18 protein-coding genes are annotated in these 25,946 nt (G+C 53.6%); 8 read left to right on the forward strand and 10 right to left on the reverse strand.

Annotated features, from left to right (window positions below; translation table 11 throughout):
- Positions 1 to 26: 26 nt before the first annotated feature.
- The gene (larB, locus tag C5Y83_RS15000) at positions 27 to 830 is read right to left on the reverse strand and encodes a nickel pincer cofactor biosynthesis protein LarB (RefSeq protein WP_233207235.1); all 804 of its coding nucleotides are present in this window, start codon (positions 828 to 830) and stop codon (positions 27 to 29) included.
- Positions 831 to 1,030: 200 nt separating this feature from the next.
- Between larB and C5Y83_RS15005 the strand changes: the two genes are divergently transcribed.
- Entirely contained in the window at positions 1,031 to 2,341 is a 1,311-nt protein-coding gene (locus C5Y83_RS15005) for a Gfo/Idh/MocA family protein (RefSeq protein ID WP_105330534.1), read from the forward strand.
- A 16-nt stretch (positions 2,342 to 2,357) separates the two neighbouring features.
- On the opposite strand, the gene C5Y83_RS15010 is transcribed toward C5Y83_RS15005, so the two are convergent.
- The gene (locus C5Y83_RS15010) at positions 2,358 to 3,563 is read right to left on the reverse strand and encodes a hypothetical protein (RefSeq protein ID WP_146117785.1); all 1,206 of its coding nucleotides are present in this window, start codon (positions 3,561 to 3,563) and stop codon (positions 2,358 to 2,360) included.
- Between the two features lie 360 nt (positions 3,564 to 3,923).
- On the opposite strand from C5Y83_RS15010, the gene C5Y83_RS15015 reads away from it, so the two are divergent.
- The 4 genes from C5Y83_RS15015 (at position 3,924) to C5Y83_RS15030 (ending at position 7,959) form a co-directional block, all read left to right on the forward strand.
- Positions 3,924 to 4,874, forward strand: a complete 951-nt coding sequence (locus tag C5Y83_RS15015) for a bifunctional riboflavin kinase/FAD synthetase (RefSeq protein WP_105330536.1) — start codon at positions 3,924 to 3,926, stop codon at positions 4,872 to 4,874.
- Positions 4,875 to 4,902: 28 nt separating this feature from the next.
- Positions 4,903 to 5,892, forward strand: coding sequence for a DHH family phosphoesterase (locus C5Y83_RS15020; protein ID WP_105330537.1), 990 nt, complete (start codon positions 4,903 to 4,905; stop codon positions 5,890 to 5,892).
- Between the two features lie 188 nt (positions 5,893 to 6,080).
- Positions 6,081 to 7,046, forward strand: coding sequence for a DUF2231 domain-containing protein (locus C5Y83_RS15025; protein WP_105330538.1), 966 nt, complete (start codon positions 6,081 to 6,083; stop codon positions 7,044 to 7,046).
- Between the two features lie 187 nt (positions 7,047 to 7,233).
- A complete protein-coding gene (locus C5Y83_RS15030) occupies positions 7,234 to 7,959 on the forward strand; it encodes a hypothetical protein (RefSeq protein WP_105330539.1) in 726 nt (241 codons plus the stop codon).
- A gap of 91 nt (positions 7,960 to 8,050) precedes the next feature.
- Here the strand turns inward: C5Y83_RS15030 and nirB are convergent, their stop codons facing one another.
- The 7 genes from nirB to C5Y83_RS15065 form a co-directional block, all read right to left on the reverse strand.
- Positions 8,051 to 11,062: a nitrite reductase large subunit NirB gene (gene nirB, locus C5Y83_RS15035; protein ID WP_105330540.1), complete on the reverse strand. Its 3,012-nt coding sequence runs from the start codon at positions 11,060 to 11,062 to the stop codon at positions 8,051 to 8,053.
- A gap of 294 nt (positions 11,063 to 11,356) precedes the next feature.
- Positions 11,357 to 13,000, reverse strand: coding sequence for a multiheme c-type cytochrome (locus tag C5Y83_RS15040; protein WP_105330541.1), 1,644 nt, complete (start codon positions 12,998 to 13,000; stop codon positions 11,357 to 11,359).
- Positions 13,001 to 13,098: 98 nt separating this feature from the next.
- Positions 13,099 to 14,277, reverse strand: a complete 1,179-nt coding sequence (locus C5Y83_RS15045; protein WP_105330542.1) for a DUF1573 domain-containing protein — start codon at positions 14,275 to 14,277, stop codon at positions 13,099 to 13,101.
- Positions 14,278 to 14,370: 93 nt separating this feature from the next.
- The gene (locus tag C5Y83_RS15050; RefSeq protein WP_105330543.1) at positions 14,371 to 16,626 is read right to left on the reverse strand and encodes an O-antigen ligase family protein; all 2,256 of its coding nucleotides are present in this window, start codon (positions 16,624 to 16,626) and stop codon (positions 14,371 to 14,373) included.
- Entirely contained in the window at positions 16,627 to 17,793 is a 1,167-nt protein-coding gene (locus C5Y83_RS15055) for an MraY family glycosyltransferase (protein ID WP_105330544.1), read from the reverse strand.
- A gap of 123 nt (positions 17,794 to 17,916) precedes the next feature.
- Positions 17,917 to 18,456 carry a DUF4416 family protein gene (locus C5Y83_RS15060; protein WP_105330545.1) on the reverse strand — a complete coding sequence of 180 codons (540 nt, stop codon included), beginning with the start codon at positions 18,454 to 18,456 and terminating at the stop codon, positions 17,917 to 17,919.
- A gap of 180 nt (positions 18,457 to 18,636) precedes the next feature.
- Positions 18,637 to 19,992, reverse strand: a complete 1,356-nt coding sequence (locus C5Y83_RS15065) for a porin (RefSeq protein ID WP_105330546.1) — start codon at positions 19,990 to 19,992, stop codon at positions 18,637 to 18,639.
- A 566-nt stretch (positions 19,993 to 20,558) separates the two neighbouring features.
- On the opposite strand from C5Y83_RS15065, the gene C5Y83_RS15070 reads away from it, so the two are divergent.
- Complete coding sequence (locus C5Y83_RS15070) at positions 20,559 to 21,653, forward strand: DUF1559 domain-containing protein (RefSeq protein ID WP_158262379.1); 1,095 nt, start codon at positions 20,559 to 20,561, stop codon at positions 21,651 to 21,653.
- Between the two features lie 145 nt (positions 21,654 to 21,798).
- On the opposite strand, the gene proS is transcribed toward C5Y83_RS15070, so the two are convergent.
- Positions 21,799 to 23,322: a proline--tRNA ligase gene (gene proS / locus C5Y83_RS15075; protein ID WP_105330548.1), complete on the reverse strand. Its 1,524-nt coding sequence runs from the start codon at positions 23,320 to 23,322 to the stop codon at positions 21,799 to 21,801.
- Positions 23,323 to 23,562: 240 nt separating this feature from the next.
- Here proS and C5Y83_RS15080 point away from each other — a divergent pair, with 240 nt between their 5' ends.
- Both C5Y83_RS15080 and C5Y83_RS15085 read left to right on the forward strand, forming a co-directional pair.
- The gene (locus C5Y83_RS15080) at positions 23,563 to 24,531 is read left to right on the forward strand and encodes a 3'-5' exoribonuclease YhaM family protein (protein ID WP_105330549.1); all 969 of its coding nucleotides are present in this window, start codon (positions 23,563 to 23,565) and stop codon (positions 24,529 to 24,531) included.
- Positions 24,532 to 24,986: 455 nt separating this feature from the next.
- Positions 24,987 to 25,880 (forward strand): UDP-2,3-diacylglucosamine diphosphatase, encoded by an 894-nt coding sequence (locus tag C5Y83_RS15085; protein ID WP_105330805.1) that lies wholly within the window; start codon positions 24,987 to 24,989, stop codon positions 25,878 to 25,880.
- Positions 25,881 to 25,946: the final 66 nt, after the last annotated feature.

Consider the following 25,946-nt stretch of genomic DNA (forward strand, 5'->3'; position numbering starts at 1 on the left):
TATCCTTCCATTGGTTGAGCAACAAACTACTTGGACGCTTGCTGTACGCGCCGCGAGATCAATCCAGCCAAGTACGCACCTTTGAAACCGGCATCGATGTTCACGACTGTCACGTTGGACGCACAACTGTTAAGCATGCCCAACAGCGCGGCCACGCCCTGAAAACTTGCGCCGTAACCAACACTGGTCGGCACAGCAATCACAGGGCACGCCAAATAGCCACCTGCGACACTTGGTAGCGCGCCTTCCATGCCAGCCACAACAATCACCACATCGGCATCTTTCAGCTTGCCTGCTTGTTCTGCGAAACGATGCGGCCCTGCGACACCGACATCTTGTATGAAGACCGGTTCGATGCCCATCCAGCGTAACGTCTCGCGCGTCTCTTCGGCCACCGGCAAATCACTTGTCCCAGCAGTCACCAATCCGACGTTACCCCACGGCTTGATCTCGTTAGGCATCCGGAATGTGCGACCGAGTTCATTATAGATGCCATTCGGCAACGCTTCCTTAAGGGCGGCACCTTTCGTCGCATCGATGCGTGTGGCTAACGAGCCGTCGCCATGCTCTCTCTGCTTTTCGATGATCCGCACGATCGTTTCGACCGACTTTCCTTCGCCATAAACCACCTCAGGAAAACCGCAGCGCGTCGCGCGATCGATATCGAGCGATGTATCGGGCAAGATCTCTGTCGCTGGTTTCTTCGCTTCTTGCTTAGCAGGCGTTTCCTGAGTCGCTTCGAGAACCTGGGCACAAAAACTGGCCAACGGAACCTTACCGGCACGGTAAGCCTTGGCGAGTCGTTCCAATTCGTGACGTTTCATGGACATGAGGTGTTTGTTGGTCGTGGTCAGGTGCAGTGAAAACCGTTCATTATACGAAACCGCAGGAACTTGGGACCGGGCACCTATTTCTTTTCAAAAAAGGAAGCAGGTTTCGATTCTTTTTTGTGGTTTAATGGAAGTATGAGATCTATCGATCTTCCCACCTCACCTTCCTACCCAACTGCTCTGCTTTAAGGATCGCCCCAATGACTACTTCGCAGAACAAGTCTCGTCGTGAATTTCTGAAAACGGCCAGCACCGCAGCAGCCGTGGCTTCGGTCGCTCAGATGCTGCCTGGTAAATCCCTTGCCGCGGACAAGAAAACATCACCCAACGAGAAAATCAACCTCGGTGTAATCGGATTCGGGAATCGTTGTAAGTACGTGATGGGAGGAACCCTGCCACATGACGACGTTCGCTGCATCGCGATTGCCGACGTCTGGGACAAGCATCGTGACTCAGGCAAAGCGATTGTCGACAAGCATTACGGCAACAGCGACTGCGAAACCATGCGTGACTTTCGCGAGTTGCTCGCACGAGACGATATCGATGCGGTACTGATCGCAACTGGCGATCGTTGGCACGCTGCTGCCTCAATTCTCGCAGCGAAAGCAGGCAAGGACGTTTACAGCGAGAAGCCGTGCGGGATTACAATTGAAGACTGCCAAAATCTAGCGGATACGATCACTTCGGAGAAACGTGTCTTCCAAGCTGGCACGCAGCGGCGCAGTGTGCCTAACTTCCAAAAAGCAGTCGAGCTGGCGCACTCAGGCAAACTCGGCGAACTACAAACGATGCACGCTTCGGTCTATCGCCCCGTGCTCGATAACAGTTGGCTGCCAGCCCAACCTCAGCCTTCGCAAGAGGAAATCGACTGGAATCTGTGGCTTGGCCCAGCGGCTTGGCGACCGTTCAATCTCGCCTACGTGCAAGGCAAGTGGCGAGGTCAGTGGGACTTCGATTCCGGTGCTCGCTTGCTTGATTGGGGCGCTCATACCGTCGATCTTTGTCAGTGGGCGAACCAAGCTGACGGAACGATGCCCATTGAATTCCAACCGACCGAAAACGGCATCCATTGCCGATATGAAAATGGTGTGAAGTTGGTGATCGATTTCCTGGACGATCCGTTCGGCAATCGCGATCCACACTACATCACACGATTGGGGACCTGCCCAATTAGGTTTATTGGAAGCGATGGCTGGGTCGAGACGGGCGACAACGGAGAAATCGTTTGCTCTTCCCCTGCCCTGCAAAAAGAGATCACTGAAGACACAACACGGGTTCGTGGGCTAGACGTAGCTTCGCATTCGCGGAACTTCCTCGATTGCATTCGCTCTCGTGAATTGACGGCAGCGAATCAAAACGTAATGCGGAAGTCGCACATCGCTTGCCATGCAGCCGCGTTGGCTTGGATCTTTCAGCGAAAACTGACGATCGATCCTCAGAAGGAAACGTTCGTTAACGACGCCGACGCGAACGGCTTGATCACACGTGCCGATCGCATTTGGAACGTCTAATCCGCTTCAGGGAAACCTAAGAAGAGGAAGACGCCTTGGAGCTGGTGTCTTCCTCTCTATATTCTGAATTCAGCTCGGCAATCTCCCAACTGAGCCGACCCAACCAAATCGCATACGCCAGGAAGTACCCCACCAGGAGCACACCGCCTGGCAACGCGATGTAAGCCAATCGTTCGATGCCGGCCATGGCAAATATTCCATACCCGAGCAGGCTGCATAAGGCCAACAAGCCGATGGTAGCGCCAAAGAACATCAACCATTTGATTGGTATCTGGAACAGGGAAGCCATGATGGTACCACTCCAAGGCGCCAGAATGGTTCCCTGGTCAAGCATCGCCAAATAGACAATCGGAAAGGCAATTCCCGGCACCAGCAAAAGTGGCCACGCCAACGACTTGTCGATCGTAATCATGATGCCAAAGGGAACTAGCGTTATCGACATGGCGACAATCATGAACAACGCTTCCATCACTCGGTCAAAGATTCCCAATTCTGGCCACTCCCATTCGTCCAAGCCAGAAGAAACCGTCATTACCAAGAATAGGAAATAACTACCTAGAAATGCCAATGTTCCGGCACCTAACACCACCGACAGAACCGTGTACATGAACGTCGACAAGTAGGTAACAATGTTTTGGCTCTCTTGCGATCCGTAGTAAATCGCATTGATCGTGAAGTACAGCGTCACGGCGGCGAAGATGGAAAGAAACACCCACCGCATCAACAGCCCGACATCGCTGAACAGCATGACGTCGCGCCCCAACTCCTTCGGCGTAAATGTCAACGGAAAATCAACTAAGTCAGCCCGCGGTTGGTAATCCTCAGGCGTCAAGCTTTCCCGTGGCTTCGGCTCGTGCTCGTCCCCTTCGATTTGCAGATCGCGTGGACGACGCTCTTCAAACGCGCCCTGTGTCTTCTTGTTCAGGTCCTTCCGTTCGGCTTGTTCCTTAATTTCGCGTTCGGCCTGCGACATGATGTTTTGGCCCATCTTTCGACGCGCCTCGTCATGATCTTGGCTGACATCCTTTAAGCCATATTCATCCTCTGGCAAAATCTCTTCCGGGATCTCGAGCTTGATCTCTGCCTTCTTGATCTCAAAGATGTGGCCGCAATCGGGGCATTCGGTCTTTCGGCCCACGTCCTCGGTGAGCACCGTCATCCGAGTGGCGCAAACGGGACAAGTCACGACATGCGTTCGCTGAGGATTCGCTGACTCAGTCACAAGACAAACTTTCCGGTTGATAATCGCAAGTGGGGTAAAGAGGCAATCGCAGGGGCGTTGGCCCAATGAGGCAAGTCACGCCAGGCAAGGAAGCTATCGAGGAGTTCGAACTGTTTTAGTCTAATAAACGGAGATTCCCAGATCCGAGCTCAATATTCGGCGGGTTTCCCCTTAATCGTCGCACAGACCGATACATTTTTAATGATTGTCTTGTTTTAACGTCAAGCAACTAGCGAACTTAGCTAGAATTCTGGGGTAGGTTTGGTTGTCAGCGGAACGCGAACAACGCAAAATACGAGGTTTTACGGCGACGCTGAGGCAAAACAGGCTTCCCGCGTCCCTCTTGGGCAAAGGCATATCGTGCAGCTATTTCGGGATTTGGAGCCCCTATCCTCTGAATATCGCCACGGTGCGCTGACGATTGGCAATTTCGACGGCGTCCACCTGGGGCACGCGCGAATTGCTCGCCAAGTGCGTCAACGAGCCGATGAAGTGGGTGGGCCTGCGGTTGTCTTCACCTTCGATCCGCATCCGGTTCGCTTACTCCGCCCCGAACTCGCACCTCCTCCGTTAACTTGGACTCGCCGCAAGGTAGAACTTCTCGGAGAACTCGGAATCGATGCGGTGATCGCCTATCCGACGACCAAAGACCTCTTGGAGTTAACTCCCAATGAGTTCTTCGACCAAATCATCGTGCAAAAGATGGCCGCCAAGGCGATGGTCGAAGGTCCAAACTTTAACTTCGGCAAAAACCGAGCGGGCGATACGACCACCCTGGCTAAGCTGTGTAATGAGAATGGGATGCAGCTCGATATTCTGGCCCCATTCACGCGTGAAGGCGAAACCGAATTTGTTTCCAGTAGTCGAATCCGCAAACTGATCGCCGCCGGCGATGTCCAAGCCGCGCGAGAAATGCTTACGCAGCCTTATCGGATGCGAGGCATGGTCACCCATGGTGCCGGCCGTGGTGCTTCGCTTGGCATACCAACCGCCAACCTCGAAGCGATCGATACGTTAGTCCCGGAAATCGGTGTTTACGCCGGCATCGCGCATCGTGGTAACGCAATATACGCCGCCGCGATTAACATTGGCCCGAATCCCACGTTTGGCGAGAAGGCGCGTAAGATCGAAGTCCATCTGATCGGCTTCCAAGGTTCGTTATATGGTGAACCACTTGAGGTCTCGTTCCTTTCTCGACTACGCGAGGTGACGACGTTCCCTGATGTTGATGCCCTCCGCAAGCAGTTGGCAATCGACATCGAAACCACAAAACAGAAGTTTCAGGACTATCAAACAAAACTGTCGTCGTAGTGCGCCGTTTGAACAGCGAGATAACCCCATGAACATTGACTGGACCGCCTTTCGACAAGCGATTGACACGCCTAAGCGTTTCGTTCTGACCAGCCATGTCCGTCCCGATTGTGATGCGCTTGGCAGCGAACTCGGCATGGCAGCCATTCTCCGGCAACTGGGCAAGGAAGTGATGATCGTCAATGCATCGGAAACGCCTCCCCATTTAGCGTTCATCGATCCTTCCATCGAGATCAAACAGTTAGGCCAGGACATCTCGGCCGAAGAGATCTTGGACAACTACGACGGTTTCATGGTGGTCGATACCAGCGCCTGGATTCAGTTGGGTGAAATGGCCAACGTGATGAAAGCATTCCAAGGAACAAAGCTGATCCTCGATCATCACGTTAGCCAAGACGACCTTGGTGGCGAGATGTTCAAAGATCCTAAGTGTGAAGCAACGGGTCGATTGGTTTACGAAGCGGCCAAAGCTTGGGGATTGGAGATTTCTGCGGAGACAGCCGAGGTGTTGTTTACCGCAATTGCAACCGACACCGGTTGGTTCCGATTCCCATCCGTCAGTGGTGGCACCTACCACGCGATTGGGGACTTAATCGAAGCGGGCGCAGTTCCCAGCAAAGTCTACGCAAACTTATTCGAAAAAGAACGAATTCAACGCGTCAACTTACGTGGAAGAATCTTAGCAAGTGCCAAAATAATTCACGATGGTAAGCTCGCCTACAGCATCGCAACAAAGAAAGACTTTATAGATACAGGTGCGTCAGCGGCAGACACCGAAGACGCCATCAATATGACCATGGCCGTCGCCGGCGTGGAAGCCGCCATCTTGTTTGTCGAACTTCCGACAGAAGAGGGAGTTAAAGCCAGCTTCCGCAGCCGCACCAAGCTGGACGTTGCAAGCCTGGCACAACAATTCGGGGGAGGTGGCCACGTCGCCGCCGCCGGTGCTTTACTTACGCAGCCGCTCGACGAGGTCGTGCCAATGTTGCTTGACGCGACCGAAAAGGCCATGGGATAATTTAGTGAGATGGATTACATTAACCGTGGAATTTGAACCTTCTGCCTCGGCCGCGCCAATCGCCGCCTGCGATCGGTCCCCCCTGGCCAGGCCAGTCCTTTAAGGTAAGGAACCGGTATCTCGCTCGCGCGAAAGCGGTTTTGTTCGATTTCGACTTGCGATCACCGGATCCCATTCTGGAAAGACCTATGCACCTTCGCCTTGTAATTGCCTTATTGCTTAGCCCATGTTTGCTGTCCCTGGCCGGGGCGCAAGAGATTGTCGACTTTCAACGCGACGTGCAGCCGATCTTGAAAGCGCGCTGCCTAAAATGCCACGGCCCCGAAGAAGCAAAGAATGATTTTCGCGTCGACGATGCCGAAACGATGGGCTATTACATCGAGGCGGGTGATATCGAGTCGAGCTCGCTATGGGCCGATTACTTGATCACCGAAGATGAAGAAATGAAGATGCCTCCCATCACGCCGGAAGAACCTCACGGAATGCCTGCTTCCGAGTTGGCATTGGTGAAGCTATGGATCGAAGAGGGAGCAAATTTCGACTGGAAGGCCGAGACCGCCGTCGATGCGATTCCACAGGAAGCGTCTCCCGAGATGAGCACCGCTTACAAACTGTGGTTGTTCCAAGGTTTGTTTCATCCTGCCTCGACGCACTTCCCGATCGCCCTGCTTTCCATCTCAATGGCGTTCCTCTTGGTATCGTATTTCGCCGGGAAGTCCTTCGAGACGGCTGCTTACTACTGTCTTTGCTGTGGTGCCTTGGCTGCTGTGGGGGCGTGCGTGATGGGCTGGGCTTATGCGACCGATGAAGGCTACGTCGGTCTTTCGTTCGACCTGATGAACAGCAATATTGCTCGTCACCGCTGGTTGGGTGTTTTGGTGTCGGTTGGTGCTTTAGTATTGATTCCCTTTGCCCGCACGACTGTTAAGTCGGAAGAAGGGAAGATGAAATCGTTTTGGCTGATCGGAGCCCTTGTAATTGGCCTCGGCGTTTCAATGGTCGGCTATCAAGGTGGTGAACTGACCTATGGCGAAGACCACTACGCAAAGGAGTTCCAACGCCTTTTCAACACCGGGGAAGAAGTGGAAGCTCCAGCCGACGAAGCGGAACCAACATCCAGCGAAGAAGAATCGGCAAGCAAAGACTCGGAGTAATTTCCCAGCTCTACTGGCCAATTGAAGTCACAGAATGAAGCGAGCCTCATCACGGCTCGCTTCTTTTTTTGTAAGGGTTCAAGCTCGGCAATCTTTCCCTATTTCGCCAAAACAGTTCAATCCGTACTTCCCACTCAGCCGATAAGATGACAAAGCAGATTCAGACCCCCGGGAAAGTTGCTAGCAGATGTGGTGCCCCAATTGTCAGACCCAAGTCGCTGGGATTGCCTCCGCCAAGGAGCATTCGGCGTTGGTCTGCGCGAAGTGCCAGACGCAATTGACCGCCAGTTCTGAAGCCTCGCAGGCGAAGTCTAAAGCAACTTCTTCCTCGCAGCCGCTACCTGGTATGCGTCTCGACTCTCATCGGATGCAAGCTACGCTCAGCCGGATCGACCGCCTCGTTCAACGATTGGGTGAACCAACCGATTTCGAGGAACCGAAGCCGCCCCAAACGAGCCGTCGCCCTGCTCCCCAACCAGAATACGACAAACCGGCGGAACCACTCCGGACCGAAAACAGCTTTCCCTGGCTGGCAACGTTCAGCCTTGCGGCAGGCGTCATGCTATTGGTTTGCGGCTGCTTCCTGATTGTCTGGAGCGTTGTTGCTCGCCGCCCCGATTTATTCAGCATCGGTTTTCCTATTTCCGTGATCTCGTTGGCGTGCATGGCCCTTGCGGCTTGCTTGTTCTTCCAAGATGCCTCCGGCAAACAAGCGGAAACGCAGAAGTGGTTGGCTGATGTGCAGAATCAACTAGGTGGCATCCGACAGATTGCCACGGATAGCCGACACTCACTCGGTTCAATCCCAGAGCTGCCTACCACCATCTCATCACCGGCCAACATCTCGCTGGCACAATCGGAAGAACGTCTGAGAGAGATCCGACGTCGCTTGAACGAAACACGTTCGCGTTAGAACTTCGCAACCGTGCGATTTCGGCCCGAAAAAACAGCTGCATCGAAATCCGTTCGACGCGGCTGTTGATCGTTGAAACTTGGCGTGCCTGCTATCCCTGCACCAATGCCAAGTCTCTGCTCTTTTTCGCGTCGCAAGCTGAGATGCAATGCAGCTTGGTTGCCAGTGAGGCGTTAAGGTTTTCCTCAGGCGGAAGCTGTACAAAGACTTGTCCCTCTTGCACTTTCACAGGGAAGACCTGCAACTTGTATTCTTCACCAGTCAGACATTCACCCGATTCCAGTGAGAATGCCTTCTTGTGAAGCGGACATGCTACCTTTGGCACGCCAGAAGCATCGCCGATAATGCCCCGCGACAAGACAAAGGCATTCTTATGTGGACACATATTTTGACAAGCATACCAGTCGCTGTGTGTCGTTGCTCGGAAGATGGCGATTTGCACTTCGCCATACTTCACCGCGGCGCCGCCATTGACCGGAAAATCAGCTTCGTTGCCCATCGCGATCCAGGTTAACTCTTCACCCGGTACGTCGTGCGGAATCGTCTCGCCGTTAAGACCTTTCAACTCGACCAGCGAAACATTTCCATCGGGCCAATCCGCCGGACGCTGCTGGTCTCGTTCCGAAATGATCTCGATACCAAGCTCTGATTCATCCGTATTGACGAATTGCTTGAAGAAAGCCCGCTTCTCAGGATCTTCGACGACCGTCTTCCACTCGCATTGATAGGTGTCGACCAGCATCTGCATTCGAGCTTCAAGTTCGTCACAAATGTTCAGCGAATCGTTGATCACTACATCGCGAATGTGATCGAGGCCGCCTTCCATCTTTTCCAACCAAACGCTGGTTCTTGTCAACTTGTCCGCCGTTTGGATGTAGTACATCAAAAAGCGATCCATGTATTTGACGGCTGTTTCTTCATCAATATCTGCGACCAACAAGTCAGCATGACGAGGATTGGCACCACCATTGCCGCAAACATAGAGGTTGTATCCATTCTCGGTGGCAATGAGTCCAACGTCTTTCCCTTGAGCCTCAGCACATTCACGAACACAACCGCTGACCGCGAACTTCAACTTATGCGGTGCGCGAATTCCGCGGTAACGATTCTCGATCCGAATTGCAAAGCCAACCGAGTCCCCGACCCCGTAGCGACACCAGGTGCTTCCCACGCAGCTTTTGACCGTTCGTACCGCTTTTCCGTACGCATGACCGCTCTCGAAACCTGCTTCGATCAATTCGGCCCAGATGTCGGGCAGGTCTTGGACTTTGGCACCGAACAAGTCGACGCGTTGGCCCCCGGTGATCTTGGTGTAGAGTCCATACTTTTTAGCAACCACGCCGAGGGTGATCAGTTTGTCAGGCGTTATTTCACCACCTGCTACCCGCGGAACGACACTGTAAGTCGCGTCTCGTTGGATGTTGGCCAAGAAGCGATCGTTCGTATCTTGGAGAGTTTTGTGCGAAGTCTCCAAAATATGATCGTTCCATAGCGATGCCATGATCGAAGCAATCGCTGGCTTACAGATCTCACAACCATCTCCCTTCCCGTGGGACGCCAGCAAATCATCGAACGACTTGATCTCTTTAATTTTGACGATCTCAAACAGCTCTTGGCGGGAGTAAGCAAAGTGTTCGCACAGGTCCTTGCTGATCGACTTACCTGCGGCGGCCAGTTCAGCGGCTAGGATATCGGTAACCAACGGCATACAGCCTCCGCACCCACCACCGGCACTGGTGCATTTCTTGACTTCGGCTGGCGTCATTAAATCGTTGTCGCGAATCGCCGAGCAGATTTGTCCTTTCGTAACGTTGTTGCAGGAACAAATCTGAGCACTATCTGGCATGCTGGCAGCTCCTCCCAGAGCAGCTGCTCCTCCGCCGTCGCCACTGTTTCCCATCAATTCGCTAGGCGAACAGGGGAGCAGATCCCCGCTCTTGGCAAAGATCGAAAGGGTCCCGTATTCCGATGCATCGCCAACCAGAATCCCACCGAGGAGAGCTTTGCCATTCTTGCTGAACAACAGCTTCTTGTACGAGCCTTGGAAGGGATCTTCCACGACCAGCGAAGTCGAGACATCGTCGCTCGCTTCATAGTTGCCGAAGCTGGCCACATCGACCCCCATGAGCTTCAGTTTGGTCGACATATCGGTGCCACCGAAATGCTTTTCTTGACCGCACAAATTAGCTGCGACAATCTCGGCCATTTCGTAACCTGGCGCGACCAGGCCATAGATCATTCCGCTATGCAGGGCGACTTCACCGATGGCAAACACCTTCGGATCAGATGTCCGCAGATGATCGTCGACTGAAACACCACCGCGCGGTCCGATATCGAGTCCGCACTCTTTCGCGACTTCATCCCGTGGACGAATTCCCGCTGAGACGATGATCATGTCAACGTCCAACGAACTATCATCGGTGAAGACCATGCGTTCGACCTTGCCGTCTCCCTCGACTTCCTTCGTGCCCTTGTTGAGATGAACTTCAACGCCGAGCTCTTCGATCTTTTGAACCAACAACTTCGATCCTCGATCGTCAACCTGACGCGGCATTAATCGAGGCGCGAACTCGATAACATGGGTTTTCATCCCCAAATCAAACGCGGCCTTAGCCGCTTCCAGACCGAGAAGTCCCCCACCGATTACCGCACATGACTTCGCGGTTTTACCATGATGAATGATCTTCTCGAGGTCTTCGATCGTTCGATAAACATAGACACCATGCTTCTGAATCCCCGGCACGGGCGGTACGAAGGGGAACGAGCCGGTTGCCAGAACCACATAGTCGTAAGAAATCGCACTCCCTTTATCTGAGTAAACGACTTGTTTTTCTCGATCAATCTTGCTAGCCCGATCACCCAAGTGAATCTCGACCCCATGCTCTTGGTACCAGTCGAGCCTGGCAATCATTAACTTCTCGGCATCGCGGTGGGCAAAGAATGAAGTTAGCCCCACGCGGTCGTACGCCGCACGTGGTTCTTCACAGAAGGTGACAATCTTGTATTGACGGGCCTGATCGAATTCGACGAGCTTTTCGACGAAGCGATGCCCCACCATGCCGTTGCCGATTACTACGATGGTCTTGGTTTCGTCGGTCACCATGAAATCCTGTTTCCTCTTTTTGATGCACTTGCGCGGGCCGCCGCTGAGGGAAACGCAAGCGGTGTGCCCATAAGTGCAGAGGAAACTTTCGGCGATCGACCTGTAGCCGCAAACTACGAAACAGAAAAGAGTTACAGCATGCCACATCTATCCTGAGCTCATTTCGACCACCCTTGGCAACGAAATGACCGGAAATTTGGCTTGGCGCTGCTGCACCGATACGCAACGTCCTGCGAGCGGATCTCGCAGGCAAGATATGACAGATGGACCGCATCCGGTCCAAAGGGAAGCGATCTAGTGCGCGATCTCTTCCCAGTATTCATCGAAGGCACCCGGCACGTGAAAATCGGGGCTGTTATCCAGGTCGTGGCACTTCAGACAGGTATCACGTGCCTTATCCAAAGGCAATTTCATCTGCTCGGTGAAACGCGTCGTCTGATCTGCGGTAAAGTCACCATCACCGTTTTGCGAAGCAACGTGGGCTGACCCTGGGCCGTGACAGTTCTCGCAGGAAACATTGTGCATCTTCGGCGTTTCTTCCAGCCCTAAATAGCCGGACTCGAAAGGAAGGTAGGTTGCCGGATTCCAACCTGTGACGTGGCAAGCCAGGCACTCTGGATCAAAGTGGCGTGGAACTTGGAATCGTTCTGGCGGATGCACCAGGGTTTGCGTTGCATGACTATGCTTCGAGCCTTTCCAAACGTCGTAAGCATCTTCGTGACAGTCTTTACACGATTCGGATCCGACGAATTTGTGGCCACTCGGGTGAGGCTGCTGGCGAATGCCAAGGCCGCTTAAACCGAGCGTTTCCAACTGTTGTTGATAAGCAGCTAATAACTTCAGCATCTCTTCCGAATCCTTGAAGCTGTCATCCAAGGCAACGCGTTCGTAACGCATTGGGGTGCGAGGATCGTTATACAAACCCACGACACCAACATACATTCCCTTAGTACCGACCTGGATCATGCGGGTTTGCAGGCCTTCAACCACCTCCGGCTTCAATTCCGGCTCACCAGCCCCACCGGCCGTGATGACTAGCTGAAAACCAGGAAACTTCCGCGCAATCTCACGGCTTTCGCTCAGCGTGCCCTCGCAAAGGAGAATGTACAAATCACAGTTTTGCTCTTTGAGCGCCTGCCAGCTTTCCTGCAAGCCTTCTTCTGGCTCGGAAAGCCCGACATCACTATTGGAAATCCGTTGAAGCTCTTTCGAGCAAAGAACGCCCGTCACACCGATTTTCTTACCACCTTTTTCGATGACACGATGACGGGGCGTGTAATCGAGCAAAACGGCGTTGCTGGAAAGAAACTTGATGTTGTCAGGATCTTCAGAAGCGACAGCCGCGAAGACTTCATCAATGGAAAGACGAAGGTCGTCTGGACCAAAACCAATCGCATCGTACTCCATCTTCCGCAAACCTTCGGCGGTCGTTTGGAATTTGATTTCGGCCTGACGACCGAAGCGGCGAACTTGATTTCCGACGTCCAAGGCAACCACGTCCCAGCCTCGATCTTCCCGCAACTGCTTGAGCAGTGAGTGGCGTCGCATTAGGCCACCCTTCTGATTGGCCAACCCAGTACAGCCGCACGGCTCGATGTAGCCGTGCTGTTCGCCGGTGATGAAAAGGGCCACTTCCGGCTTTGGCCACCCCTGAAACAGTTCACGAGGGGCTGCCACCGTGCTGGTGCTTCCGGTGGATGCGTCTTCATAGGCAACTTGGCGAACGTCGGACGATGCCGCCGCATCCGTGGCAGGCTTGGCCATCGGAGCAGCGTCTTGCTGAGCACGGGAAAGTTGCCCGGGCTCGTGACTGTTAGCAATGCGATCTTGGCTTTTGTTCTGGCTGACCGAGGTAGGTGTCGTTTCCGAACAGCCCCAAACTCCTCCTAAGACCAAACAAGCGAACGCGAGACCGACAGTCGAGTTTCCAGAAGCCATTCGAATACTATCTGCGGGTTTGTTGTTGCGAAATTTTGATGGCCTACCTCCGATCTATGCGGCGGGGGCCAGGATCAGGCGAGAATCAACCCAAGACTCTACTCGACCGAGAAATATACGAAAATATCAACCTCTTTGATCTCAGGATGTCCATCGACCGCTAGCACGATCTTTCCGAGCTTGTCCCGATCAGGGCCGAGGAAGTTACCGCCAGGAACGCCCTCAGGAATATTTAACATGAGCGGAAACTTGACCACGTTACCATCGTTGAAGGTTTCCGACTCACCGATCTCGAGATCCAGATACTCCGGCGAGGCAGACTTTGGCTTAACCGTAACGTCATTTCGATGAGGGCCCTTCACGATCAAGAACAACTTGGTCGAAATCCCTTCATCCTTCTTCAACTTGCCGAGGTAAAGAACACCTTTGTCACGGTCATACTTCTTGATCGCCATCACCGAGATGTCACCCACCACGTAACTGGTGACTGAAATCTCAAGCTCCGGAGCGAACTCACTGTTCGTGTGCACGGCGATGCTGTGCTTATTGGTTCCCAGAGGTAATCCAGGCTTCGTCTCTAATTGTACCAAGTAGCCGGCCAAAGCCCCGGCAGACTCTTTTAGTTCCTCGGGTGAAAGTTCGCGGCTTGTCACGTCAAACAAGTCCGCTCCCGCACCGGTCACTTCTAAGCCGGTAATCTCGAATTCAGCATCTTTGTAGGAAAGAACCTTCGTTGCCGCTTTACGTGTTTCGCCAGCAGCCATGTTCGACAGGCGAATCTCAGACGGTTCCAATACCACGGCCTGAACGACCGATCCCGTGATGCGCAGTTCGAGAGTCGGCTTGCGAGGGTCATTCGTGGCGATAGTGGCCGTTTGTCCAAAATCTTCCTGGTAAGCTTTCGGACGCCATTCCAGTTTGATCTCGGTCGTATCGCCGGGTTGCACCGTCAGAACGTCTCCTTCCTTCAGGTCGGCCATGGTGCATTTACAGGTCGTTCCTTCCATGGTCAATTCCAACGGCTCTTTCCCCTCGTTTTTGACCACGAAGGTATGCTTGCCGACGGAGTTCAACTCCATCCGACCAAAGGCAAAAACCGGCCCATCTTGGACAATCGCTTTTGGCGACGTCTCTTTGACGGCGACTTCAGCCCACATCAAAGAAGGATCGGTCAGGCCCCCGAAGTCGTTTGGGGTACTAAGATCTCGCACAGCGATGGCGTAACCAGCGGCAGAACCGCCCAACAGGCAAACCAGAAGCAGAGCAATAGGTTTCATGGTACGTCAGGGGAGAGTTGATGAACGGATAAGGGAAAAATCAGGAGGTAGCGTGACTACCGATATTTAGGTTCGGTCAGCGCAGGGAATCACTCAGTTGGTTATTGTACGCAATTGTTCCATGGTTTGTTTGGCGGAAAGTTCAGGATCAACGATCGGCAACTCGCCGTCAGCTTTGGGACCAAGAGGTGCGTCATGAATCTTCAGATTCTCTAACATACGCTCAGCGTGAGGGTTGAGCTTATCGAGACGCAATGCTTCCTGTGCCTCGGCGGTACTTTCTTCCGGCATGTTCGCTAAATGCAGGGCCCAGGCCAGCTGGGCGTGGTGAATAGCTCGATTGGGGTACAACCGCACGGTCTCGCGGTAATGATCGATCGCTTCGAGCAGAAATTCTGGATTTCCAGATTGTCGATACATATCGAGGAACCAGTCGCCAACCGAAAGATGCAGCGGGAACGAATGCCCTGCCCGGCTGAATTCTTCATCCAACGCATTCTCGAACTTTTCAAGCAGTTGTTGGCGTGCCGCTGGCGGGGCGTCTGCGTTATTCATCCAACTTTGATAATAGACATTGGCCAGCATCGCTGGGCCATCTTTGCTCCACGGATCGGCGATCGTGGCGGCTTGGGCATACTGCTCCATATTTCGCCAGTCGCCCCGTCGGGCAGCATCCATTGCATACGCCATATCGGTGCGGCGATTGGCGACGGGTTGAATTCCCCAGTAGGCCACCACAAACAACCCCGACAAGCCAATTAGCAGCCCAGCGGATTTTGGTTTCGCGTCTTCCCAAACCACGTCTGGTCGGGTTGGTAAAGCCACCGCCAGCAGCAAGTAAAACGACCCAGCGACACTTGGGAAGCTAATTCCTCCCGCGGCCGTCAAATTGATGACCATCGCCGCGACAGCAATCACCAACCACAACCGCAGATCGCGCTTCAACGGAACGCGGGACAGCGCCGCCACGACGATTAATGCTGGGAGCATGCCGACGAGCAGAGGCGTAAAGTCGAGCATGACTTCCTGCATAATCATCTGCAGGAAAGGAGCCACAAATGGTGCGGCCAACGCGCCGAACCAGATCGGTCGATCCGAAGGTTCTTCGCTGCTTGAATTTGAACTCGCAGTTTCTTCCGTGCCGTCCTGATTGCCGGCGAAACCAATCTTCCGCGTCCACAATACCAATGCTGCGAGAAATAACGCAATTGCCGGCGTGCCTGCCATCGACCAAATTTCGAAGACAAAGTTATGCGGATCGGCGACCGTTTCACTGGCCATCGGCAACATGTATTCCGGGTAATAGCCCTGAAAGTTTGCCAGTCCGCAGCCGAACAGCGGGTGGTTCGCAATGATTTCGGCGGCACCTTGCCAATACTGCAGTCGGTAAATCACCGATGTCGGGGCTTCGCTTAAGACTTCGACATCAAGAATTCCGGTAACAAACGCCAACATGAACAGGACCAAGCCGGCACCGATCGTTGCGACAGGAATCACCCATGAGACTCGCTTTCCGATCGCCGAACCGTAGAAGGCAATCAGCCCTAAACCAAACAGTCCAGCTAACCACGATGTCCGGCTTTTGGTGAGCACGAGGCACAGCCCGATGAATACGATCGCCAATCCTAAGCCACCAACGCTTTTCCAATCGATCGGTTTGGAAAACGAATCTTTCAGCCAGCCGACCGAAAGCAAGAACCACGGTACCAAAAAAGCTGCGAGGGAATTTGTTAAGGTAAACGTCCCGGTTGGCTCAGTGCTATTTAAGCGATTCTCAAACAGGATTCGCACCGGACTGTCTTCCGCTGTGTCGATTCCGTTTTCCATCAGAATCTTCTCTGGATCGGCACGATACGCGGCTTGATTCGCGGGAAGAATCTCTAAGTACTGATAGAACGAATAAGCCGTTATCAGTACGGCAACTCCGATCATCGAAGTCAACAACGCGTGACGCTGATGGTCAGTAACGATCCATTGCCGGATCAGGAAATAAGCGATCAGAAGTTGGGCGTGGTCCCAGAATCCATTGAATGCGGCTCGCAAGTTGACGTCTCCGGAAACCATCCAAGTAGCGAGCGCCAACCAGACCAGAAAGGCAGCAAAACAGCTTTCAATCCATGACCACCGGATTTCTAACTTCGGCTGTCCCAGGGCACGCACGCCCCAGAGCAGAAGCAGAAAACACCACGCCACAGCCAGCCACAACTCCGCGCCCCTTTCGGGTGAACCTTCGCTGGAAACTAGGGGTGTCGTAACCGCCAACAACGCGATCCCGCCGCCGATCAGATTGTCCAAGATCGACGGTTCGGGCTGAGGGGACTTCTTTTCGCGTTTATTCTTAGCGGCCATTTATTCGGAACGATTCCGTTCTTTTCGACGGGCGGCCTGCTCAATCAAAGCGATCAAACTGAGCACGCAAAACACAAGCAACAAAACCAAGACGGCCCCTACTCGATCAACACGATGCAGCAGCAACGCACCTAACCCACAGGTCGCCGTCAAGAGATAGATCAGCAAGACGGCCGTTGTCTTCGAGAAACCAATCTCGACCAGGCGATGGGAAAAGTGACACTTATCTGGCTGGAATGGACTCCGTCCTTGACGGATACGAATGTAAAGTACGGTCACAAGGTCGTACAACGGAACCGCCAAAATACAGAGCGGGGCCAAGATGGCATGTTGTCGCCCTTCTTCGTAACTACCAAATGTGGCCAGAATGGTCATCACCGCCATGCAGAAACCAATCAAGTAGCTGCCGGCGTCCCCCATAAAGATCTTAGCTGGCGGCCGATTATGCCACAGAAAACCGAGAATCGACCCAGTGAGCACCAGCAAAAAACCGCCGACAAAGAGTTGCGGCCCAGCCGTTGTCGGGTCGGGGGCAAGAAGTAAAACCGAGGCCAGCATGAACGAACCGATCCCGGCAATCCCCGCCGACAGTCCATCCATGTTGTCGAGCATATTGAACGAGTTAATTAACGCGACAATCCAAAACACCGTGACGATATCAGGGATCACTGGAACGTGGACAAAGAAACTGAGCTTCCAACCAAGTCCCCAGACCACGACGCCAGCAACACCGAATTGAATCGCCAGACGTATCTTCCAGCCAAGCCCCATCAAATCGTCGAGTAACCCGACGGTTGCCAAAATGGTGGCCAGCCCTAGCAAGATCCAAAGCGAGACCGACTTGTCGAGGTAGCCAGCCAAATGTGGCTGAACGAATTGCCAGCTTTTCTCCAAAAGCGGCCAGCCGAAGCTGATATCAGGACTGCTCGCAGCGATCCAAACCAACAATTGAGCGACAGCGAAAGGAACGACCAGCCCCAGCCAAATCCCAATGCCACCTCCCAGAGGCGTGGGCGTAACATGGACTTTGCGAGCCGATGGCTGATCGACCAACCCCAAACTAGGGGCAAAACGTCGGACGATACCAGTGGCCACCCCCGCGATAATCATGCCCGGCAAGATGGCCGCGACAACGAAAGCAAACGCACTAATTGGGCTCCAAGCCACTTATTATCCCGCTTTGTCTTGAAGTTCGAGAGGCAAACGCAAAAACGCCATTCTATTTCAAGATTGTCGTCAGCGTAGTGCCCACGATTAGCCACACGGGATTCAAACCGGCGAAAGTGACGATTAAGCCGATTGCAGCGAATTTCGCAAATATTCACGACAACGATTGAAGAACTCGTGAAACTCAGGGCGTTGATAGTCTGGATAAGTCCACGGCCACGCCTCCCACGCCTTGCGGCGGTAGTGCAAAGTTACCTCGGCGTAGATACCGTCCCGCAAATAAATGCGATGATCGCGGTCTTTCGTAGTGGCCAGGACCAACTTCGCCTCAGAAATGTAGCCAGGGTCCAGATTCAACGGGCGTTCAACCGGCAATTGCCTCTCTTGGGCGTGCTGCTCCTCCCATAGGTTCGACTCACGCTTCCAGTCGGGCAAGTCGCCAGAAGACTGCAAGTCGGCGAAAGCCCAGAATTGCTTACTTTGACCAGGCCCCATCTCTTGATCGTAGTAGGTTGTTTCAGTGAGTAGGAACGGCTCGCTCTTCAGTTCGATCGGCCCCCAATGCTTCTCCGCGAATTCGGCCCCCCACGCCAACGAGTCGGGATAACAACTGAATGCCGCGACGATACGTAAGACAGGTCGTGGCGTGCTGATGTCTCCCAAAATGAGTTCTCCCGCTCAGATTTAACGTTTCGAAATGGCTTTTAGTTTCAAGCGATGAGCGTCACGCCCAGCAAGCGGCCCCAATCGCAAGGTACGATATCTTACAAGAAATAAAAAATGCCGCAGGTGGCGCCACCTGCGGCATTTTTATAACTTTCGTCGTTCGACGATCTTCAAACCTTAGAAGGTGAAGATGGCGTCGAAACCGGCGAACACACAATCGTCGTGCGTGCCTTCGGCGTACGGCGTGCCATTGCCACCGTGGATCGCGTCGAACTTCTCGAAGCGAACTTCAGGACGAACGATCAGGTTTGCAGTTGGCTTCCAGTTCAAACCAACGGTCGTGGCGTAGTAGCTACCAGGACCGAAACCAACGCGGCTACCGTCTTCGTCGCAGAACCATTCTGCACGAACACCAGCACTCCAGCAGTCGTTGATTTCTTTGAACAGGTACTGGTTAACACCGTACCAGTAGTTGTTCTTCGCACCGCCTGGCTGGTTCGATTGAACGCCCAGGTCGTGTTGGAAGACGTAGCTCCATCCACAGCCCATGTCGTGGGTCAGCACGAAGCTGTTCATGTAGACGTTACCACCGTTGGTCTTACCCCAGTCACCGGCGTTGACGGCCCAAGTGACGGTGGTGCTATCCGACAGGTCGCGGCTGATACCGCCAAGGAAAGTCGCTTGGCCTTCCCAGTTGTCGAATGCAGTGTCCCAACCGTTGACGTAACCGCCCCAAAGTGTGGTGTCTTCGAGACCACTGTAGGTCGCGAGAATACCACCGTGGGTGAACGGTTCGCCGTAGTTCATCGTGTAAGCGTACGAGGTGAAGAAGTTGTCAGGAGCGGTAACCACTTCGTAACCAATGATGGTGTAGAAGTGACCCATCTTGACTTCCCAATCGCCCCAAGCAGCCGTCAGGTAAGCTTGAGGAATGGCCGAACCGTACAGCTGTTCGCCGTCAGCGGTCGTAGCCGAATCCCAGCCGTTGTCCCAACGGTGACGATCGCCGTAACCAAAAGCTTGCGTATCCGGACCGTCAGCACCGAACATCGCGTCAACTCGGTAACCCAAGTCGAAGCAATAGGTTTCAGCGTCCGCAGCCTTTTCAGCGTACAACCAAGCTTGGTTGAGCGTGAAGGCGTTGGAGATCTGACGGAAAGCAACCGGAGCATTACCGTTGTTGGTGTAGACGCCGCGGAAGTTACCGTAGTAACCGCCCGAGATCCAACCACCGATGGTCACGCCACAGTCGTTTTCGCCGAATAAGGTCCAAGGATCGCCATGATCACAGCATCCGAAGAGGCCACCGCCACAGCTGCTTCCGCAACCACAGCCCATGCCACAATCGGATCCACAAGTCAAAGCGGCGTCGCCACACGTAGCAGCGTCCGTCGCACAACCGCAATCGGAAGCGATTGCGTTGTAGCTCACGGGGCTGGCACCGTAGTATCCAGCTTCCTGAGCCGATGCGGCGGACGAACCGCCCACCATCATTGCGGCTGCCAACATGGCGGCCTTCCAATCCATTTTCATCGTAAAACTCCCTCCAATTCCCAGGAATTCGTGAGCGTCTAAAAAACGCGAATTACCCAACCCGCCGCTCGGTTGCCTAATCGCCCGTGTCCATCGGGGCGGGTAATAAAACTTACGCCTCCGAGTCCTACCTCTTAATGATCAGCTCGGTACTTGCCTGTCAGGGCAACCCAAGAGATCCATCGCCGCCAAGAGGTACGAAACGGCAGGCGTAGCGTCTCGCAGCTAGTCCAGGTTTAGTTGCTTTATCGAGACAACCTGTGCTGAAATTAACTTAGGAATGTTTGAGCCGGCATCTTTGCGATACCGGCAATCTCAACGCACTTGCCCCAAACTCACACCAACTAATAAAACAGTAAGAAGCGAGCCCTCACGAACACCCCACAGAGGGGCTACACCCGCCCGTGTTTTCCACAAACTTCCGTGGAAACGACGCCAACCTGACAAATCCCTTGAGTTTTGGTCGCCTTTAGGTAAGAATTGCGATTGGTAACGGAATGTGCCAGCTTTCTCACTCAATCTCTCGTCTGTGCCGGCTCTCGATTCGCCCGGAAGGTCTACTAGATATGAATCAATCTCTCCCACGCGCGATAAGCGCACGTCGTGGCTTTACGCTTGTGGAATTGCTGGTCGTGATTGCGATCATCGGTATCTTGGTCGGGCTAACACTGCCAGCAGTGCAAGCCGCACGAGAGGCCGCACGCCGAGCGCAATGCCAAAACAACTTGAAGCAGCTCGGTTTGGCGCTCCAAATTAAGATGACGGAAGCTAAGGCTTTGCCACTTGCCGTCGATCCAAACAACCACACCTGGATCACGAAGATCTTGCCTGAAATTGAACAGGGCAATATCTACTCGAACATCAACCTCACCGTTGCTGCAAATGACACGTCGAGTTCGGCGAATGCGACCCAACTGACGTTCCAATTGGAAGCGTTGGAATGCCCATCCGATCCACAGAATGGCCAGAATGCATCGTTTGGCGGCATTGGAACAACGAACTATACCGGTTCTGAAGGTTGGATCTCGAATGTCGGCGGTCAACAGTGGGATTCCACAGTTGCAACGAATGCCTCATCCGTTGCTCGCCCGTACACCTTCCCAGCAGCAGCATCTGGTCCTTATAGTGCCTTCGCTGGTACCCCCCGCTTGGACCTTGGTGGCATCTTCCGCCCAGGGCTTCAAACTTCTTCCGCTAAGATTCGCGATGGTCTGTCGAACACCGTCATGCTTGCCGAGCAAGTTGTTGGTGGTTTTGCTTACCCAGGTGGTGCACCATCGTCGGAAACGGAAGCTGGACAAGCTAATGTAGGTGAGCAAGGCTTTGCCGAATCGGGCAAGATCCGGGCTGCTTTGTTTGGTGTTTATGGCGCCACACCGAACAATACTTTTGCAACCACCGGCGCCGCCTCGCCAGCCTATCCGTACAGTGCGACTGGCCTGACGCCTGGTCCAGGTTCGGCCCAGGTCTATGGCCCAACTCACATTGCTTACAACAACATCAACAACGACTGGCCCGGTGCTTCTACAGCTCACAACGTTTGCCAGTTCGCATTCGCTGATGGTTCGGTCAACTCCGCTTCGCTGACAATTGACCACCGTGTCTGGGTTCAGCTGAACGCCATGGCAGACGGCAGCGTCCTTGATCAAACGGCTTACTAAGTCGTTACAGCAACATATGCATAAAAAAAGGGGCCGAGTATTTGCTCGGCCCCTTTTTTGTTTCTTGAGTTTTGCTCGGGGGGAAAATGCTTATTGCCCATGAAAGCCGGTCAGCACGCAACCTGCGACCGGCTAAGTACCGAGACTAATATGCCTTAGCGACCAACATCCGGCGAGCAACCTCTTTGCCGGTAAAGAGGCATTTGCCAGGCTCGTCGTCCCCTTCAACAGGAATGCAGCGAGCCGTCAGCTTCAACTTCTTCAGCTCTTCTTCTACTTCCTTGACGTCCGCGAGATGCACGTAAGCAAAGCCACCGTGAATCTCAGGCTTGTCGCCACCCTTCTTCGGTGTGAACCACTTGGTAAGTTCTTCGGTACTGTCAATCTTACGCGAATTATCATCGCGTAGCTTCTTCGCTTTCTCGAAGAGCGAATCTTGAATTTCCTTAAGCGTGGCGGAGATTTCGCTCACAAATTGGTCGACCGGAATTCCCTTCTTTTCCTTCGGCCCTTGGTCGCGACGCCCCACGAAAACGCTACCCGAAGCAACGTCACGCGGCCCGACTTCCACTCGGACGGGCACACCACGTTTGATGTGGTACCAAGTCTTTTCGCCACCGCGGAGGTCCCGGTCGTCGATCATCACCCGCACGCCCGAGCGGTCGTAGATTTGATCTTTGAGCTTCGCTTCCAAGTTCTTGCAATATTCGAGAACCGTCGCCTTCTCTTCATCGTTACGATAGATCGGCAAAATCACGATATGTTTCGGTGCAAGACGAGGGGGAATTACTAAGCCGTCGTCGTCGCTGTGAGTCATGATCAGCCCACCAACCAGACGCGTTGAAACACCCCATGAGGTCGTCCAGGCAAACTCTTCCGTTCCTTCGGCCGACTGGAACTTGATTTCCTGGGCCTTCGAGAAGTTCTGACCGAGGAAGTGCGATGTGCCTGCTTGCAGTGCCTTACGGTCTTGCATCATCGATTCAATGCTGACCGTCATGTCGGCCCCAGGAAAGCGTTCCCAAGAGGGCTTTTCCCCCTTAATCACCGGCATCGCCATATAGTTTTCGGCGAAGTCCGCATATACCTCGAGCATTTGCCGCGTTTCGGCCAAGGCCTCTTCCTTCGTGGCATGAGCGGTATGTCCTTCCTGCCACAGGAATTCAGCCGTACGCAGAAACATCCGCGTACGTAGCTCCCAACGAACGACGTTGGCCCACTGATTGATCAAAATTGGCAGGTCGCGATATGACTGAACCCACTTTGCGTACATGGCGCCGATGATCGTCTCACTCGTCGGTCGAACGATCAGTGGTTCATCTAATTTGCCGGCCGGGACCAGCCCGCCATCCGGACCGGGCTCTAAGCGGTGGTGCGTGACAACGGCACATTCCTTGGCAAAGCCTTCGACGTGTTCCGCTTCCTTCTCGAGGAAGCTCATCGGGATGAAGAGTGGGAAATAGGCATTCTCGTGCCCGGTGTCTTTGAACATGCCATCGAGCACTTGCTGCATGTTCTCCCAGATGCCCCAACCCCATGGCTTGATCACCATGCACCCCCGTACGGGGGAAACCTCAGCCAAGTCAGCCGCTTTAATGACTTGCTGATACCATTCGGGATAGTCGACTTCACGGGTCGGAGAAATTGCGTTTTGCGGCGCTTTGGCCATGATTCTGCCTACATTTTGAGAACTTTAAGGAAGGGACTCCTCATCCATATCAGGAGTCGCATTCTAAAAAAATCTTGATAGTGGGGACAGCCGAGGTAGCCGTGTGGTTCTGGGCAACCTTAATCGTGGGTCCTTGTTGCCGTTTCAGGGGACCTCTAGAATCGCACCTTCATCCCAGCGGGGGGGCGTAGAAATACGCAGCGATACGAAGATAGAAAAGATAACGGAAAGATATTTGGAATGGCTCGACGAAGTGTCTCGCAATTGGGAGAGAATGAAAGCGTCAACGAAGTGTTTGTCGCTTCCAGCAAACAATTGCGGCCCAACCGCCAGGGAAATCTTTATTTGCAGATGCAGTTGTCGGACAAAACCGGCATTGTGAACGCAATGATGTGGAATGCGAACGATTCCATCTACAAGCGATTTGAAGACGGCGACTTTGTCCGTATCCAAGGGACTTCCCAGTTCTACAACGGCTCGATGCAGGTGATTGTCACCCAGATTGAAAAGGTCGATCCGAACGCAGTCGATCAGTCCGACTTCATGCAACTCAGCCCGCAACAGGTTGAACAGCTCCTGAAAGAGCTGGCCGCCCAACTCCGCGGGATTCGAAACATCCATCTGCGAAATCTGGCGGAATGCTTCCTGATCGACGAATCGCTGATCAGCCGTTTTCGCGTTGTCCCTGCCGGTATCAAGAATCATCACGCCTACGAAGGTGGGCTGCTCGAGCACGTCGTCAACTTGATTCAGATCGCCAAAGCGATTGTCCCGTTCTATCCACAAGTCGATGAAGACCTGCTGGTGATGGGCGTTCTCTTTCACGACCTGGGCAAAGTCGACGAGTTGAGCACCGACAAAGGCCTAGCCTACAGTGACGAGGGACAACTGATCGGTCACCTGGTCAGCGGCGTTAGCATCGTGGATCGCTTGATCGTGGAAGCCGAAAAGCTCTCCGGCGAGCCGTTCCCGCAAGAGCTCGCCCTTCGAATCAAGCACATGGTCGTCAGCCATCACGGCCGATTGGAATATGGCAGCCCAAAGGTGCCAATGACGGCCGAAGCACTCGCTCTGCACTACCTCGATAGCCTCGACGCCCACATGCATGGGTTCGACAAGCTCCTTGCTGACGACGCCAATTCGGACAGCAATTGGACTTCGTACAGCCCGCAATTTGGACGCAAGCTGTACAAGGGATCTGGCAGCTAAGCTGGTGATCTCAACCTAGCCTGAAAAAAACACACACGTTTTCCACGTGGGGCACCTGTCGATAACATGTCGACAGCCGTGCCCCTTTTTTGTGGTCTCTGGCGAACCTCTTTCGCGTACATCGATGGTTTTCGGCTATCGCTGAATTAGCCGTTACCAATCGTAAGGGATTAGCAACTCGATTCTTACGACACGAATCACTTCTCTCTGGTGAGAAACAACTAGCTGCGTACTGCAGAACACGGTGGTGTTTGACATTTATCAGACCTTTACCGCTGATTCATTTCATCTCAATGAACGCCGGGCATACTACCTAACGTTCAACAAGGTTTCCTTACGCAATTATTGAAAACTGTTGGCCGGATTGCCTCGAGTTCACGCGTACGAAGGAAACCGAAGAAACGATCGAGTCCTCAGATCATCGATAGGATGGAGCCTGTCAAATTATGGGTGCCATGTCGCGTCATCGAGCTCGGGTACGAACACTATTCTTCAGCGATCTCCACTTGGGTTGCCCCTACGCTAGGGTCGAACCCTTCCTGGAACTACTGAATCAGCACGAACCACAATACATCTACATTGTCGGCGATTTCATCGACGGCTGGCGGCTCCGCAAGCATTGGCACTGGGAACCGGTCTACAACGCCATCCTCAGTCGCTTGTTCGAGATGTCGCAAGCAGGCACGCAGATCTTTTACACGCCTGGCAATCACGACGACTTTCTCCGAAGCTTTCGCTTCAAATTCGATTTCGTTGAGATTGCAGATCAATTCATTCACCACTGCCCGAACGGGCGTCGCATTTTGGTGACCCATGGCGACAAGTTTGATCAGGTCGAAAAGAAGGCAAAGTGGATCTCGGTGTTGGGATCGTTTCTTTACGACTCGATCTGTTGGGTCGATGAGCGTATCAATCGATGGCGGCGTCATTATCAGCTCAGCCGTTGGCCAATCGCCGCAACGATCAAGCGAAGCGTCAAGTCCGCCGTGAAGTTTGTCAGCGACTTTGAAGAAACGCTGATGCTCCATGCCCAATCGCTGAAATGCCAAGGGGTGATCTGCGGCCACATCCACACACCCATCGTCGTCGAGAAACATGGTGTCACCTATTACAACACCGGCGACTGGATCGAGAACAGCACCGCCTTACTTGAGTTTGAAGATGGCCGCTATGAAATCGTCGAGACACCGCACGATGTTAATCGCCACGCAGACCAAGTGATTCCTCTGGATCCGGCTGAAGTCGAGCGCCGCCGTCAGGAGCTCTTAGCGGAAGCACTCGGAACACGTCTAAGTCCCATCGACGATACGCCGGTGTTGGCAGTGCCTCTGCCCACTGGTCCTACGTAAGTGTCAGCAGAGAAGGTAATCGGCATCAGCAAATTCGATGCTCGTGCACGAAGATCGCATTGGCTT

Source organism: Blastopirellula marina, assembly GCF_002967765.1.
Classification (GTDB): domain Bacteria; phylum Planctomycetota; class Planctomycetia; order Pirellulales; family Pirellulaceae; genus Bremerella; species Bremerella marina_A.